Origin of the sequence: Kluyvera ascorbata ATCC 33433, from assembly GCF_000735365.1 — a bacterium.
Lineage (GTDB): Bacteria > Pseudomonadota > Gammaproteobacteria > Enterobacterales > Enterobacteriaceae > Kluyvera > Kluyvera ascorbata.
The window spans coordinates 13,908-28,465 of the sequence record NZ_JMPL01000052.1; the positions used below are offsets into that span (position 1 = coordinate 13,908).

Sequence of the window (14,558 nt, forward strand, 5' to 3'; positions counted from 1 at the left end):
AGGCGACGCCGGGATTTTGCACCGAGCCGCCCCGGAGTCGGCGCTAAAGCACCTCCTCCGGGCTACACATGAAACAAGTAGCCCGGACGAGCAACGCTTGGTTAGGCTTTGTGATGTAAATAATCACTCATGCGCGAGAACAACCCGCCTTTGCCAACGCTTTCCAGCGTTACCAGCGGCCACTGTGCGACAACCTTATCGCGATCGAGCAGCTGTATCTCGCCTACACGCTGGTGCGCGGCGATCGGTGCATCGAGTTCTTTGGTATCCAGCACGTATTTGGCTTTGATATTCGGCACTTCGGCTTTTGGTAACGCCAGCCAGAAATCCTGATCCGTGCCCAGGTTAATGTTCTCTTTATCGCCGTACCAGATACGCTCGGTGCCCACTTTCTTACCGTTTTGCAAAATCTGTACGGTATCAAAATTCTGCTGACCCCAGTGCAGCAGCGTGCGCGCCTGGTCTTCGCGCCCTTTCGCGCTGTCGGCGCCCATCACCACGGCAATCAGACGACGCTGGCCGTCAACCGCGGAAGCAATCAGGTTAAAGCCCGCACCGGAAGTATGACCGGTTTTCAAGCCATCGATGTTCATCGATTTTTCCCACAGCAGGCCGTTACGGTTCTGCTGGGTAATACCGTTCCACGTCAGGCTCTTTTCACTGTACATATGATAGAAATCTGGCTCGCCGTGAATAATCGCGCGGGAGAGCACTGCCAGGTCATAGGCGGAGCTGTGCTGCCCCGGCGCATCCAGGCCATGTACGGTTTCAAAGTGGGTATCGCGCAGATTCAGCTTCTGCACGTAGTCGTTCATCATTTTGACGAACTGCGGCTGTCCGCCCGCGACATAATCAGCAAGCGCCACGCAGGCATCGTTACCGGAGTCGACGATCAGCCCTCGGCTGAGATCGCGAACGCTCAGACGGTCGCCCTGCTTAAGAAACATCAGTGAAGAGCCGTTAAACACCGGGTTACCCGCCGCCCAGGCATCGCGGCCCACGGTCACCATATCATCGGCCGTAATACGATGGCTGTCGATGGCACGGTCCACTACATAGCCGGTCATCAGCTTGGTCAGGCTCGCGGGGTTACGCTGCTGGTGCTCATTACCGGCCGTCAGAACTTGCCCAGTGGTGTAATCCATCAGGACCCAGGCTCCAGCTTTAATCGGCGGAGGGGTGACGGAAGGTATCGCGGATTCGCCAGCAAAGGCACAGGAAACGCTCGAAGCGAGCAAAGAAACGGCAATAAGAAAACGGGCTTTCAACGGTAAATCCTCAACATTCACAAATTCGTCGTCCTTTTTACGGAAGTTCGTGCTTTGTGACAGGCTTAAATTGCAAGAAAATATGACATTCCTCGTCTCGGGCGTGAAAAAATACCCTGCGCGCCCGCTTCCAGATTCGGTTAACGCCCTTCTGATGCACCGCTAAATCGTTTACCATGAGCAACAAAGCCATAGACGGACACTGTTAACGCCATGCAAGAAACTTCAAGCGCGCCGGGATTCCTGTTTCACGACTACGAGACCTTCGGAACCAGCCCTTCCCTCGACCGCCCTGCGCAATTCGCCGCCATTCGTACCGATAAAGATTTTACGATAATCGGTGAGCCTGAGGTTTTTTACTGTAAGCCAGCTGAGGATTATCTGCCGCAGCCCGAAGCGGTGTTAATAACCGGTATCACACCGCAGGAAGCGCGCGCGAAAGGCGATAACGAAGCCGCATTTGCTAAGCGTATCCACGATATTTTCACCGTCCCGGATACCTGCGTAGTGGGCTATAACAACGTTCGTTTCGACGATGAAGTGACGCGCAATATCTTCTATCGCAACTTCTATGACCCGTATGCCTGGAGCTGGCAAAACCACAACTCACGTTGGGATCTGCTCGACGTAATGCGCGCCTGTTACGCTCTGCGCCCAGAAGGAATCAACTGGCCAGAAAACGACGACGGCCTGCCAAGCTTCCGCCTCGAGCATTTAACCAAAGCCAACGGCATTGAACACAGCAACGCCCACGATGCGATGGCCGACGTTTATGCCACCATCGCCATGGCGAAACTGGTGAAAACGCAGCAGCCTAAGCTATTTGATTATCTCTATGCCTATCGCGGTAAAAACAAGCTGATGACGCTGATCGATGTGCCGCAGATGAAGCCGCTGGTGCACGTCTCCGGGATGTTCGGCGCGTGGCGCGGTAACACCAGTTGGGTCGCACCGCTGGCATGGCATCCGGATAACCGCAACGCGGTTATCATGGTGGATCTTGCTGGTGATATCAGCCCACTGCTGGAGCTTGATGTTGATTCCTTGCGCGAGCGTCTCTATACGGCAAAAGCTGATCTTGGCGATAATGCTCCGGTTCCGATTAAGCTGGTTCATCTGAATAAGTGCCCGGTGCTGGCCCAGGCCAACACCCTGCGCCCGGAAGATGCCGACCGCCTGGGAATCAACCGTCAACACTGTCTGGATAATCTGAAAACGCTGCGTGAAAATCCGCAGGTACGCGAGAAAGCCGTGGCGATTTTTGCCGAAGCCGAGCCGTTTGTACCGTCGGAGAACGTCGATGCCCAGCTCTATAACGGCTTCTTTAGCGATGCCGACAGGGCAGCGATGAAAATCGTGCTGGAGACCGAGCCACGCAACCTTCCCGCGCTGGATATTACCTTCGCGGATAAACGTATTGAGAAATTGCTGTTTAACTATCGGGCGCGAAATTTCCCCGGTACGCTCGATGAACACGAGCAGCAGCGCTGGTTAGAGCACCGTCGGCAGATCTTTACTCCGGAGTTTTTACAGGCTTACGCGCAGGAGCTCGAAATGCTCTATGGGCAATATGAAGGGAATGCGGAAAAGCTGTCACTGCTGAAGGCGCTGTATCAGTACGCGCAGGAGATTGTTTAACCCTTGTAGCCCGGCCGAGCGAAGCGACGCCGGGATTGCTCGCAACCAGAACCCGACGTCGCTTTGCCCCGTAGGGCAACATATTTACTTCTGTACGGTGATAGTCCAGGCCGCATCGCCGGACTGCTGGTAATCCGTCACCGTATAACCCTCTTCTGCCGCCCACTGTGGAATCGCTTCCGTCGCCTGGGTACAGTCAAACTCAATCACCAGTTGGTCGCCGTTGGCGAGTTCAGCCATCGCCGCTTTCGCTTCAATTAATGGGAACGGGCACACCTGGGTGACCACATCCAGTTTCTTCACAACCATGTTTAGCTCCTTATGCCGTCGCGGATTTCAGTTTGGCTTTCCGCTGCGGGCGAACATATAACACCCAGGACGCACACCACACGCCAAGGATCATAAATACCAGGCCAATCCAGCCCTGCCAGGTCATCATCGCGGTCATGACCAGGCCATTACCGATAGAACACCCACCGGCAATGCTGGCGCCAAAGCCCATCAACACACCACCACCGGCGCTGCGCAGCGTCGTGCTCGCATCGGCGGCACGCACGCGGAATTCACGGCTGGCTTTGGCAGCAATAAAGGAACCGATGAAAATGCCCAGCACCAGGAACACGCCCCAGTTAAGGTATTTGCTGTCACCGCCCACCAGGAACTGCAAAATATTGGCGGTAGGCGATGTGATACCCAGACCGAACATACGGCCCGTCGCTTCACTCATCGGCCACGCCAGCAGCGCAATCAGACCAATCAACACCGCGGTGAAAAACGGATGCCAGCGTTTTTCAAACAGCAGATGCGACAGACCGGTACGGCGTGGCGGCAACGAAGCCACTTTCAGCTTTGGTTTACGCAGCTCTTTGCGTACAAACCAGAGCGTGACCACCACCAGCAGCGCAATAATCGGCCAGACGGAGATATTGAGGGTTTCCGCGATGCCGTTGTGCGCGGTGGTATGTTCACCAAGAAACTTATTCAGACCCGCAGCGTGAGGCGAGCGCATCACAGCACTCATCACCATGTAGGTTATCAGCGCAATCCAGCTACCGATAAGCCCTTCCCCGGCGCGATACCAAGTCCCGGTGGCACATCCACCTGCATAGACAATACCGATACCAAAGACGAAGCCGCCGACGACGGTGCCCAACCACGGAAACGCACCTGCGTCATACTGCACCAGACCGGTCTGAATCAGCGCAAAAACGCCCACGCTTTGAATACAGATGGCGATTAATAACGCGTAAAACATGCGGTTATTTTTAGTGATATACATATCGCGGAAACCGCCGGTCAGGCAGAAGCGACCGCGCTGCATAACGAATCCCAATAAGGCGCCGCAGAGTATTCCGCTTATTATCATGTGCAACATAAGAATTAATTAACCCAATATTATCAGTCGTAAAATTATTCCCGACCGTGTCTTTGGTCTCCAATAACCAAAAACTCTATGTTATTCCTGATGGTTATTAATTCTCTGTTATTCAGACGAAAAAAAACCGGAGGCACATGGCCTCCGGTTTCGCTTTTCAGCACTCGCAAATTATGCGACGTCTTCGTACTGTGGTACCGGGTTGCGGAAACGCTTGGTCACGCATGCCAGGTACAGCAGGCCGATAGAACCCCAGATCAGACCCAGAATCATTGAGCTCTGTTCCAGGTTAATCCACAGTGCGCCAACGGTTAGCGCGCCACACACTGGCAGCACCAGGTACTGGAAGTGGTCTTTCAACGTCTTGTTACGCTTCTCACGGATCCAGAACTGAGAGATCACGGAGAGGTTAACGAAGGTGAATGCCACCAGCGCACCGAAGTTGATCAGCGCCGTTGCGGTTACCAGGTCGAATTTAATCGCCAGCAGCGCAATCGCGCCAACCAGCAGCACGTTGAACGCCGGGGTACGCCATTTCGGATGCACGTAACCGAAGAAGCTGTTCGGGAACACGCCGTCACGGCCCATAACGTACATCAGACGCGATACGCCCGCATGTGCCGCCATACCTGATGCCAGTACGGTGACGCTGGAGAAGATCAGTACGCCCCACTGGAAGGTTTTGCCCGCTACGTACAGCATGATTTCTGGCTGAGACGCATCCGGATCTTTAAAGCGAGAGATGTCCGGGAAGTACAGCTGCAGGAAGTAAGATGCACCGATAAAGATCATCCCGCCAATCAGCGCGGTCAGGAAAATCGCTTTCGGGATCACACGTTCTGCATCTTTAGTCTCTTCAGACAGAGAAGAGATACCGTCGAAGCCCAGGAACGAGAAGCACAGAATGGTCGCACCGGTAATCATCGGCACAACGTGCGCGCCTTCAGACCAGAACGGACGGGTGCTGGTCAGCGTACCTGCGCCTTCACCGTGCATCACACCGTAAATGATAAGGCCGACGATAACCGCCACGATACCCATCTGCAGAACCACAATCAGCGTGTTGAAGTTCGCCACGGCTTTGATGCTGCGCAGGTTAGAGATGGTCATAAAGGCCACCAGCGCGACAACAAAGATCCACGATGGTACAGAAGGCATCAGCGCTTCAAAGTAAATTTTAGCCAGCAGAATGTTGATCATCGGCATGAACAGATAGTCCAGCAGTGATGACCAGCCCACCATAAAGCCAACGACCGGGCTAATGGATTTCTGAGCATAGGTGTACGCAGAGCCAGCGGACGGGAACCGGCGAACCAGCTTACCGTAGCTTAGCGCTGTAAAGAGAATAGCGATCAGCGCAAAGGCATACGCCGTTGCAACGTGACCGTCTGTAAGGCCAGATACGATACCGAACGTATCGAACAGCGTCATTGGCTGCATATAGGCCAGGCCCATCATGACAACCGGAATCAGCGTAAGCGTTTTACGCAATTCCACGCGAGAGGTGTTTGGAGTAACGTTATTTGACACGGTGAGCCCCCTGTTCGGCGACTGCCGGTGCAAAAAAGAAAAATTGCCCCATTTTTTTTCTGTTTCCTCAGCGACAACAACTGTCGTTTTTTAAGTAAATATCTATCCGGTACGAAGCCCGGCCTCTTTTATTGGATGGTTGTTTTGATGTAAAAAAATAACCGACGTGGCAATCACGTCGGTTAGTCTCATTTTTTACATTCGACATATTTTGCACCAAACGAATGCAAAAACACAAGCCGATGAGAGAAGGAATAATGCGAGTTCTCATCCAACTGGCTGATTAACAAGCAATCTATAAAGCACGCCTCAGATTTATAGCACGATTTGCTAAAACAGCTGAGCCAACAACAATCAATAACCCTACAAATTTTGTATCTATATATATGTTACATAAATGAGTGGCTATTACAAACTGCTACTCCAGAGGCATCCGCAGGGGGTCTGGGAATTGATATTCAAAGCCTAATTCACGACAGATTCGACTGCCGTCGATGATTTTCCCCTGCCCTTTACCGCTGTCACTAAAAACGGGCACCGGCAGCCCCAGCTCACGGGCCATCTGCGGATAAAACACACCGCGGGCTGGATGCCCTGGCGCACAAATATTATAAATGTGACCGCCTTTCGGTGCCTGCAGCAATAGCGTAATAGCTGCAATCACATCGTCCAGATGCACCAGATTTACGCCCTGCTGGCCGTCAGAAGCCGATTTTCCAGCAAAGAAACGGCCGGGATGACGTTCCGGCCCCACCAGCCCTGCGAGACGCAGAATATCGACCGACGTTCCCGGTAGCTGATGCAGCCAATCCTCAAGCTCTTTTAGTACTCGTCCGCTCGCCGTCACAGGATTGCGCGGAGAGATTTCTTTTACCGTCCCCTCTTCATTACCGTACACCGACGTCGAACTGGTAAAGAGGATGCGCGGAATATGATGCGCCAGCGCCGAGTCCACAATCTCCTGCACCGCCTGATGGTAAAAATCTTCACCCGGGCCACTACGACGCGCCGGTAATGTAATCACTAATGCGTCGACGTTCATTAAAGCATCGAGGTCATCGGCCTCGCACACCAGCTGTGGATCGAGCCGCAACGGATAGCTATCAATCCCGCACATCCGTGCTGCTTCCACGCCGTCCTCAGTCGTTTTACTGCCGGTCACCTGCCAGCCACGCGCCATCAACGACAGCGCCAGCGGCATACCCAGCCACCCTAAACCGACGATTGCCACTTTCTTCATTGCGCTATCTCCTGGTTCTTGCCGAACTACCTTAATAAGGCTACGCCACCACGATAAAACTGACAATTTATAGTCGCTACATGAATTGATTTAATGAATGTAAAAAGCGCTTGCGTTCAATGACAAAAGTGGTTTAGGTTAAAAGACATCAAGTGAATAGTCATTCAACGAGAAATTTATGAGCCGCGTTCAATTTAAACACCACCATCATCACCATCACCCTGACTAGTCTTTCAGGCGATGTGTGCTGGGAGACATTCAGATCTTCCAGTGGTGCATGAACGCAAGAGAGCCCCCGGAAGATATCTTCCGGGGGCTTTTTTTTGAACAAAATTCAGCAGGGTAATGAGGAATACAGAATGTTAGATAACAGCCGTTTACGCATAGCTATGCAGAAATCAGGTCGCCTGAGCGATGATTCACGCGAATTACTGGCCCGTTGTGGCATCAAAATCAATCTCCACACCCAGCGCCTGATTGCGATGGCGGAGAACATGCCTATCGACATCCTGCGCGTTCGCGATGACGATATCCCTGGCCTGATTATGGACGGCGTCGTTGATCTCGGCATCATTGGCGAGAACGTGCTGGAAGAAGAGCTGCTGAGCCGCCGCGCCCAGGGCGAAGACCCGCGCTACTTTACCCTGCGTCGCCTGGACTTCGGCGGCTGCCGCCTGTCGCTGGCTACCCCAGCGGATGAAGCGTGGAACGGCCCTGCCGCGCTCGACGGCAAACGCATCGCCACCTCTTACCCACACCTGCTGAAGCGTTACCTCGATCAGAAAGGCATCAGCTTTAAATCCTGTCTGCTGAACGGTTCCGTCGAAGTTGCCCCACGCGCTGGCCTTGCCGACGCCATTTGCGACCTGGTATCGACTGGCGCAACGCTTGAGGCCAACGGCCTGCGCGAAGTCGAAGTGATGTTCCGCTCTAAAGCCTGCCTTATCCAGCGCGACGGCGAGATGAGCGAAGCCAAACAGCAGCTGATCGACCGTCTCTTAACCCGTATTCAGGGCGTGATTCAGGCTCGCGAATCGAAGTACATCATGATGCACGCGCCAACCGAGCGTCTGGATGAAGTTATCGCCCTGCTGCCTGGCGCTGAACGCCCAACCATTCTGCCGCTGGCGGGCGATAAGCAGCGCGTGGCGATGCACATGGTGAGCAGCGAAACTCTGTTCTGGGAAACCATGGAAAAACTGAAGGCCCTGGGTGCCAGCTCTATTCTGGTGCTGCCAATTGAGAAGATGATGGAGTAATAACCATGAGCTTCAATACCCTGATTGACTGGAATAGCTGTAGCCCCGAACAACAGCAAGCGCTGCTGATGCGCCCGGCCATTTCCGCCTCCGACAGCATTACCCGTACGGTGGCCGAGATTCTGGATAACGTCAAAGCCAACGGTGACAGCGCGCTGCGTGAATACAGCGCGAAGTTTGATAAAACCGAAGTCGGCGCGCTGAAAGTTACCGCAGACGAAATTCAGCAGGCCAGCAATCGTCTGAGCGATGAACTTAAGCAGGCGATGCAGGCGGCAGTGCGTAATATCGATACCTTCCACACTGCGCAGATTCTGCCGCCGGTGGATATTGAAACTCAGCCGGGCGTGCGCTGCCAGCAGGTAACCCGCCCTATCGCCTCAGTTGGCCTTTATATTCCAGGCGGTTCCGCCCCGCTGTTCTCTACCGTATTAATGCTGGCGACCCCGGCGCGTATCGCCGGCTGCAAAAAAGTGGTGCTTTGTTCACCACCGCCGATTGCCGATGAGATCCTGTATGCCGCGCAGCTTTGCGGCGTAGAGAACGTCTATAAAGTCGGCGGCGCGCAGGCGATTGCCGCGCTGGCGCTGGGCACCGAATCGATTCCGAAGGTCGATAAAATCTTCGGGCCAGGTAATGCCTATGTCACCGAAGCGAAGCGCCAGGTCAGCCAGCGCCTCGACGGTGCGGCGATTGATATGCCTGCCGGCCCTTCTGAAGTGCTGGTGATCGCCGACAGCGGTGCCACGCCAGATTTTATCGCCTCTGACCTGCTTTCTCAGGCGGAACACGGCCCGGACTCACAGGTTATCCTGCTGACGCCAGATGCGAAGATTGCCGAAGGCGTCGCCGAAGCCGTTGAACGCCAGCTTGCCGAACTCTCCCGCGCAGATACCGCGCGACAGGCGCTCTCCGCCAGCCGCCTTATCGTGGCAAAAGATCTAGCGCAGTGCGTAGCAATTTCCAACGCCTATGGTCCGGAACACTTAATCATCCAGACCCGCAACGCCCGTGACCTGGTTGACGATATCACCAGCGCCGGTTCCGTGTTCCTCGGTGACTGGTCGCCGGAGTCCGCGGGCGATTACGCTTCCGGTACTAACCACGTGCTGCCGACCTATGGCTACACGTCAACCTGTTCAAGCCTGGGGCTGGCCGATTTCCAGAAACGGATGACCGTTCAGGAACTGTCCCGCGATGGCTTTAGTGCTATCGCCGCCACGATTGAAACGCTGGCCGCCGCCGAGCTGCTGACCGCCCACAAAAATGCCGTCACCCTGCGCGTTAACGCCCTGAAGGAGCAAGCATGAGCATTGAACAGTTAGCCCGCGACAACGTTCGCGCTTTAACCCCGTACCAGTCTGCCCGCCGTCTTGGCGGCAAAGGTGACGTCTGGCTGAATGCCAATGAATACCCGACGGCGGTGCCATTCGAGCTGAGCCAGCAAACGCTGAACCGCTACCCGGAGTGTCAGCCAAAAGCGGTGATTGAAAACTATGCCACCTATGCGGGCGTGAAGCCCACGCAGGTGCTGGTTAGCCGCGGCGCGGATGAAGGTATTGAACTGCTGGTACGCGCCTTCTGTGAGCCGGGCCGCGATGCGGTACTGTTCTGCCCTCCAACCTACGGTATGTACAGCGTTAGCGCCGAAACCATCGGCGTAGAGTGCCGCACCGTGCCGGCCAAAGCCGACTGGCAGCTCGACCTGCCGGCCATCGCCGATAGCCTTAGCAACGTGAAAGTGGTCTACGTCTGTAGCCCGAACAACCCAACCGGGCAGGTTATTAACCCGCAGGATTTCCGTACCCTGCTGGAGATGACCCGCGATAAAGCGCTGGTGGTTGCCGATGAAGCCTATATTGAATTCTGCCCGCAGGCGACGCTGGCAGGCTGGCTGGCTGAATACCCGCACCTGGTCATTCTGCGCACCCTCTCCAAAGCCTTTGCCCTGGCAGGTCTGCGCTGCGGCTTCACGCTCGCCAATGAGGAAGTTATTGCCTTATTAATGAAAGTGATCGCGCCTTATCCGCTTTCGACCCCGGTTGCTGATATCGCGGCCCAAGCGCTTAGCGCGCAGGGGATTGCCGCGATGCGCGAGCGCGTGGCGCAGATTTTAAGCGAGCGCGAGTATCTGGTAGAGGCCCTGCGCACCATTGAGTGCGTTGAACAGGTTTTTGATTCTGAGACCAACTACGTACTGGCCCGAATCAAAGCCTCAAGTATCGTATTTAAATCTTTGTGGGATCAGGGCATTATCTTACGAGACCAGAATAAACAACCTTCATTAAGCGGCTGTTTGCGCATCACTATCGGCACTCGTGCTGAAAGCCAGCGCGTGATTGACGCTTTGAAAGCGGAGACCGTATGACCCAGAAGTTTCTCTTTATCGATCGCGATGGCACCCTGATTTCCGAACCACCAAGCGACTATCAGGTAGACCGTTTTGACAAACTGGCCTTCGAACCCGACGCTATTCCGGTGCTGCTTCAACTGCAAAAAGCCGGTTATAAGCTGGTGATGATCACTAACCAGGACGGACTGGGCACCGACAGCTTCCCACAGGCGGACTTCGACGGCCCGCACAACCTGATGATGCAGATCTTCACCTCTCAGGGCGTGATCTTTGACGATGTGCTGATCTGTCCGCACCTGCCAGCCGATAACTGCGAGTGCCGCAAGCCAAAAACGCAGCTGGTGACCGCATGGCTGGCGAATGAAGTAATGGACACGGCCAACAGCTACGTGATTGGCGACCGCACCACCGACGTTGAGCTGGCGGTCAACATGGGCATTACCGGCCTGCGCTATAACCGCGACACGCTGAACTGGGCGATGATTGGCGAACGGCTGACCCGCCGCGACCGCTACGCGCACATCGAGCGCAACACCCGCGAAACGCAGATTGACGTGGAAGTGTGGCTGGATCGCGAAGGCGGCAGCAAAATCAATACCGGCGTCGGCTTCTTTGACCACATGCTGGATCAGATTGCCACCCACGGCGGATTCCGCATGAACATCACCGTGAAGGGCGACCTGTATATCGACGATCACCACACGGTGGAAGATACCGGCCTGGCGCTCGGCGAGGCGCTGAAGGTGGCGCTCGGCGACAAACGCGGTATCAACCGCTTTGGTTTTGTACTGCCAATGGACGAATGTCTGGCGCGCTGCGCGCTGGATATCTCCGGCCGCCCGCACCTGGAATATAAAGCCGAGTTCACCTACCAGCGCGTAGGCGATCTCAGCACCGAGATGATCGAGCACTTCTTCCGCTCGCTTTCCTACGCCATGGGCATCACCTTGCACCTGAAAACCAAGGGCAAAAACGATCATCACCGCGTAGAAAGTCTGTTCAAAGTCTTCGGCCGTACTCTGCGCCAGGCGATTCGCGTAGACGGCAACACCCTTCCTTCTTCGAAAGGAGTGCTGTGATGAATGTGGTCGTCCTTGATACCGGCTGCGCGAACCTTAACTCGGTGAAATCAGCGATTGCTCGCCACGGCTACGAGCCGGTGGTGAGCCGCGACCCGGAGGTGGTGCTGCGCGCCGATAAGCTCTTTCTACCGGGCGTAGGCACGGCGCAAGCCGCCATGGACCAGATTCGCGAGCGCGAGTTGGTCGATTTAATCAAAGCCTGTACTCAGCCGGTGCTGGGAATCTGCCTCGGTATGCAGCTGCTCGGCCGCCGTAGCGAAGAGACAAACGGCGTAGACCTACTCGGCATCATTGAACAAGATGTGCCGAAGATGACCGATTTTGGCCTGCCGCTGCCGCACATGGGCTGGAACCGCGTCTACCCGAAAGCAGGCGACCGTCTGTTCCGCGGCATTGAAGACGGCGCCTACTTCTACTTCGTCCACAGCTACGCCATGCCGGTCAACGAGTACACCATCGCCCAGTGCAACTATGGCGAGCCGTTCACCGCCGCCGTGCAGAAAGATAACTTTTACGGCGTGCAGTTCCACCCAGAACGGTCGGGTGCCGCAGGCGCACAGCTGCTGAAAAACTTCCTGGAGATGTGATGATCATTCCTGCTTTAGATTTGATTAACGGCACCGTGGTGCGTCTCCATCAGGGAGATTACGGGCAACAGCGTGACTACGGCAATGACCCGATGCCGCGTTTGCAAGATTACGCGGCTCAGGGCGCAGAAGTGCTGCACCTGGTCGACTTAACCGGCGCGAAAGACCCGGCACAGCGGCAGATCCCACTGCTGAAAACGCTGGTTGCCGGTGTAAAGGTGCCGGTTCAGGTTGGCGGTGGCGTGCGTACTGAAGAAGATGTAGCCGCCCTGCTCGACGCAGGCGTAGCTCGCGTAGTCGTGGGCTCAACGGCGGTAAAATCACCGGAAGTGGTCAAAGGCTGGTTCAAACGTTTTGGCGCCGAGCATTTAGTGCTGGCGCTTGACGTGCGCATTGATGAGAACGGCACCAAGCAGGTGGCGGTCAGCGGCTGGCAGGAAAACTCCGGCGTCACGCTGGAAGAGCTGGTCGAAACCTATCTGCCGGTTGGCCTGCAGCACGTGCTGTGCACCGATATCTCCCGCGACGGCACGCTGGCGGGCTCTAACGTTTCGCTGTATGAAGAAGTCTGCGCTCGCTATCCGCAGGTGGCATTCCAGTCTTCCGGCGGTATTGGCGACCTTAACGATATTGCCGCGCTGCGCGGTACCGGCGTGCGAGGCGTGATTGTCGGGCGTGCGCTGCTGGAAGGTAAATTTAACGTAACGGAGGCCATCCAATGCTGGCAAAACGGATAATCCCTTGTCTCGATGTGCGTAATGGTCAGGTCGTTAAAGGCGTGCAGTTCCGCAACCACGAAATCATCGGCGATATTGTTCCGCTGGCAAAACGCTACGCTGACGAAGGCGCGGACGAGCTGGTGTTCTACGATATTACCGCTTCCAGCGATGGCCGCGTGGTCGACAAAAGCTGGGTCTCCCGCGTTGCCGAAGTCATTGATATCCCGTTCTGCGTTGCCGGTGGCATCAAGTCCATCGATGATGCCGCGCGTATCCTCTCCTTCGGCGCGGACAAAATTTCTATCAACTCCCCGGCGCTCGCCGACCCGGAACTGATTACCCGCCTGGCGGATCGCTTCGGCGTGCAGTGCATCGTGGTAGGTATTGATACCTGGTTTGATGCCGACACCGGCAAGTATCATGTCAATCAGTATACCGGCGATGAAAGCCGTACCCGCGTGACCCAGTGGGAAACGCTGGACTGGGTACAGGAAGTTCAAAAGCGCGGCGCAGGCGAAATCGTCCTCAACATGATGAACCAGGACGGCGTGCGTAACGGCTACGACCTGGAACAGCTGAAAAAAGTACGCGAAGTCTGCCACGTGCCGCTGATCGCCTCCGGCGGTGCTGGCACCATGGAGCACTTCCTGGAAGCATTCCGCGACGCCAACGTCGACGGTGCGCTGGCCGCGTCGGTGTTCCACAAACAGATTATTAATATTGGTGAACTAAAAGCGTACCTGGCAGCACAGGGCGTGGAGATACGGGTATGTTAACTGAACAACTGGACTGGGAAAAAACCGACGGACTGATGCCCGCCGTTATCCAACACGCGGTATCCGGCGAAGTGTTAATGCTGGGCTACATGAACCAGGAAGCGCTGGCAAAAACGCAAGAAACGGGCAAAGTCACCTTTTTCTCGCGCACCAAGCAACGCCTGTGGACCAAAGGTGAAACCTCCGGCAACTATTTGAACGTGGTCAGCATCGCGCCAGACTGCGATAACGATACGCTGCTGATTCTGGTGAACCCTATCGGCCCTACCTGCCACAAAGGCACGTCGAGCTGCTTTGGCGAGACCAGCCACAAATGGCTGTTCCTGTATCAACTTGAACAGCTGCTGGCCGAGCGTAAGACCGCCGATCCGGCTAGCTCCTACACGGCGAAGCTGTATGCCAGCGGCACCAAGCGCATTGCGCAGAAAGTGGGCGAAGAAGGCGTGGAAACCGCGCTGGCGGCTACCGTGCACGATAAGTTTGAGTTGAAGAATGAAGCTTCAGATTTGATGTATCACCTGCTGGTGCTGCTGCAGGATCAGGAGTTGGATTTGACGACCGTTATCGATAATTTGCGGGAACGGCATCAGTAGTTTCATAATATTAACCCGACATTTTTTGCCGGGTTTTTTATTGATGCTTTGGTAATTCACCAAATAGAATCATCGACTTCATTTTGGGTACAAAACTTTGCGCCGCAACCATTCACATGGTAATTTTCGATTACGTTC

At 55.2% G+C, this 14,558-nt stretch carries 16 protein-coding genes and 1 other annotated feature; of the genes, 11 read left to right on the forward strand and 5 right to left on the reverse strand.

Annotated features, from left to right (window positions below):
- Nucleotides 1-101: 101 nt before the first annotated feature.
- Nucleotides 102-1,268, reverse strand: coding sequence for a serine-type D-Ala-D-Ala carboxypeptidase DacD (gene dacD, locus GKAS_RS13455; protein ID WP_035894855.1), 1,167 nt, complete (start codon nucleotides 1,266-1,268; stop codon nucleotides 102-104).
- Between dacD and GKAS_RS25110 the strand changes: the two genes are divergently transcribed.
- Entirely contained in the window at nucleotides 1,180-1,434 is a 255-nt protein-coding gene (locus GKAS_RS25110; RefSeq protein WP_167540418.1) for a hypothetical protein, read from the forward strand. The genes dacD and GKAS_RS25110 overlap by 89 nt on opposite strands.
- A 47-nt stretch (nucleotides 1,435-1,481) precedes the next feature.
- Nucleotides 1,482-2,906, forward strand: coding sequence for an exodeoxyribonuclease I (gene sbcB / locus GKAS_RS13460; protein WP_035894856.1), 1,425 nt, complete (start codon nucleotides 1,482-1,484; stop codon nucleotides 2,904-2,906).
- An 84-nt stretch (nucleotides 2,907-2,990) separates the two neighbouring features.
- On the opposite strand, the gene tsuB is transcribed toward sbcB, so the two are convergent.
- From tsuB to GKAS_RS13480, 4 genes are all read right to left on the reverse strand, one after another.
- A complete protein-coding gene (gene tsuB, locus GKAS_RS13465) occupies nucleotides 2,991-3,215 on the reverse strand; it encodes a thiosulfate utilization sulfurtransferase TsuB/YeeD (protein ID WP_035894857.1) in 225 nt (74 codons plus the stop codon).
- Between the two features lie 10 nt (nucleotides 3,216-3,225).
- A complete protein-coding gene (gene tsuA, locus GKAS_RS13470; protein ID WP_035894858.1) occupies nucleotides 3,226-4,281 on the reverse strand; it encodes a thiosulfate utilization transporter TsuA/YeeE in 1,056 nt (351 codons plus the stop codon).
- A 171-nt stretch (nucleotides 4,282-4,452) separates the two neighbouring features.
- Nucleotides 4,453-5,811 carry an APC family permease gene (locus GKAS_RS13475; protein WP_035894859.1) on the reverse strand — a complete coding sequence of 453 codons (1,359 nt, stop codon included), beginning with the start codon at nucleotides 5,809-5,811 and terminating at the stop codon, nucleotides 4,453-4,455.
- Nucleotides 5,812-6,229: 418 nt separating this feature from the next.
- Nucleotides 6,230-7,051 (reverse strand): SDR family oxidoreductase, encoded by an 822-nt coding sequence (locus GKAS_RS13480; RefSeq protein ID WP_035894860.1) that lies wholly within the window; start codon nucleotides 7,049-7,051, stop codon nucleotides 6,230-6,232.
- Between the two features lie 178 nt (nucleotides 7,052-7,229).
- Between GKAS_RS13480 and hisL the strand changes: the two genes are divergently transcribed.
- The 9 genes from hisL to hisIE all read left to right on the forward strand — a co-directional run bounded on the left by hisL (nucleotide 7,230) and on the right by hisIE (nucleotide 14,420).
- The gene (gene hisL / locus GKAS_RS24855) at nucleotides 7,230-7,280 is read left to right on the forward strand and encodes a his operon leader peptide (RefSeq protein WP_071594744.1); all 51 of its coding nucleotides are present in this window, start codon (nucleotides 7,230-7,232) and stop codon (nucleotides 7,278-7,280) included.
- Nucleotides 7,256-7,376: a sequence feature (His leader region), on the forward strand. Its footprint overlaps the gene before it by 25 nt.
- 34 nt (nucleotides 7,377-7,410) lie before the next feature.
- On the forward strand, nucleotides 7,411-8,310 hold the full coding sequence (gene hisG / locus GKAS_RS13485) for an ATP phosphoribosyltransferase (RefSeq protein WP_035894861.1): 900 nt from the start codon (nucleotides 7,411-7,413) through the stop codon (nucleotides 8,308-8,310).
- Nucleotides 8,311-8,315: 5 nt separating this feature from the next.
- Nucleotides 8,316-9,620 (forward strand): histidinol dehydrogenase, encoded by a 1,305-nt coding sequence (gene hisD, locus GKAS_RS13490; RefSeq protein WP_035894863.1) that lies wholly within the window; start codon nucleotides 8,316-8,318, stop codon nucleotides 9,618-9,620.
- Nucleotides 9,617-10,678 carry a histidinol-phosphate transaminase gene (hisC, locus tag GKAS_RS13495; protein WP_035894864.1) on the forward strand — a complete coding sequence of 354 codons (1,062 nt, stop codon included), beginning with the start codon at nucleotides 9,617-9,619 and terminating at the stop codon, nucleotides 10,676-10,678. Before hisD ends, hisC begins: the two co-directional genes overlap by 4 nt.
- Nucleotides 10,675-11,742: a bifunctional histidinol-phosphatase/imidazoleglycerol-phosphate dehydratase HisB gene (gene hisB, locus GKAS_RS13500; RefSeq protein ID WP_035894866.1), complete on the forward strand. Its 1,068-nt coding sequence runs from the start codon at nucleotides 10,675-10,677 to the stop codon at nucleotides 11,740-11,742. The genes hisC and hisB overlap by 4 nt, the downstream gene beginning before the upstream one ends.
- Nucleotides 11,742-12,332: an imidazole glycerol phosphate synthase subunit HisH gene (gene hisH, locus GKAS_RS13505; RefSeq protein ID WP_035894867.1), complete on the forward strand. Its 591-nt coding sequence runs from the start codon at nucleotides 11,742-11,744 to the stop codon at nucleotides 12,330-12,332. Before hisB ends, hisH begins: the two co-directional genes overlap by 1 nt.
- Complete coding sequence (gene hisA, locus GKAS_RS13510; RefSeq protein WP_035894869.1) at nucleotides 12,332-13,069, forward strand: 1-(5-phosphoribosyl)-5-[(5-phosphoribosylamino)methylideneamino]imidazole-4-carboxamide isomerase; 738 nt, start codon at nucleotides 12,332-12,334, stop codon at nucleotides 13,067-13,069. Before hisH ends, hisA begins: the two co-directional genes overlap by 1 nt.
- Nucleotides 13,051-13,827, forward strand: a complete 777-nt coding sequence (gene hisF, locus GKAS_RS13515) for an imidazole glycerol phosphate synthase subunit HisF (RefSeq protein WP_035894870.1) — start codon at nucleotides 13,051-13,053, stop codon at nucleotides 13,825-13,827. Before hisA ends, hisF begins: the two co-directional genes overlap by 19 nt.
- Nucleotides 13,821-14,420 (forward strand): bifunctional phosphoribosyl-AMP cyclohydrolase/phosphoribosyl-ATP diphosphatase HisIE, encoded by a 600-nt coding sequence (hisIE, locus tag GKAS_RS13520; protein WP_035894871.1) that lies wholly within the window; start codon nucleotides 13,821-13,823, stop codon nucleotides 14,418-14,420. Before hisF ends, hisIE begins: the two co-directional genes overlap by 7 nt.
- Nucleotides 14,421-14,558: the final 138 nt, after the last annotated feature.

Bases quoted from the DNA above. Each gene is read 5' to 3' on its own strand.
- sbcB (WP_035894856.1), top strand. From the start codon at position 1,482: ATGCAAGAAACTTCAAGCGCGCCGGGATTCCTGTTTCACGACTACGAG.
- tsuB (WP_035894857.1), bottom strand. From the start codon at position 3,215: ATGGTTGTGAAGAAACTGGATGTGGTCACCCAGGTGTGCCCGTTCCCA.
- tsuA (WP_035894858.1), bottom strand. From the start codon at position 4,281: ATGTTGCACATGATAATAAGCGGAATACTCTGCGGCGCCTTATTGGGA.
- GKAS_RS13480 (WP_035894860.1), bottom strand. From the start codon at position 7,051: ATGAAGAAAGTGGCAATCGTCGGTTTAGGGTGGCTGGGTATGCCGCTG.
- hisG (WP_035894861.1), top strand. From the start codon at position 7,411: ATGTTAGATAACAGCCGTTTACGCATAGCTATGCAGAAATCAGGTCGC.
- hisD (WP_035894863.1), top strand. From the start codon at position 8,316: ATGAGCTTCAATACCCTGATTGACTGGAATAGCTGTAGCCCCGAACAA.
- hisC (WP_035894864.1), top strand. From the start codon at position 9,617: ATGAGCATTGAACAGTTAGCCCGCGACAACGTTCGCGCTTTAACCCCG.
- hisB (WP_035894866.1), top strand. From the start codon at position 10,675: ATGACCCAGAAGTTTCTCTTTATCGATCGCGATGGCACCCTGATTTCC.
- hisH (WP_035894867.1), top strand. From the start codon at position 11,742: ATGAATGTGGTCGTCCTTGATACCGGCTGCGCGAACCTTAACTCGGTG.
- hisA (WP_035894869.1), top strand. From the start codon at position 12,332: ATGATCATTCCTGCTTTAGATTTGATTAACGGCACCGTGGTGCGTCTC.
- hisF (WP_035894870.1), top strand. From the start codon at position 13,051: ATGCTGGCAAAACGGATAATCCCTTGTCTCGATGTGCGTAATGGTCAG.
- hisIE (WP_035894871.1), top strand. From the start codon at position 13,821: ATGTTAACTGAACAACTGGACTGGGAAAAAACCGACGGACTGATGCCC.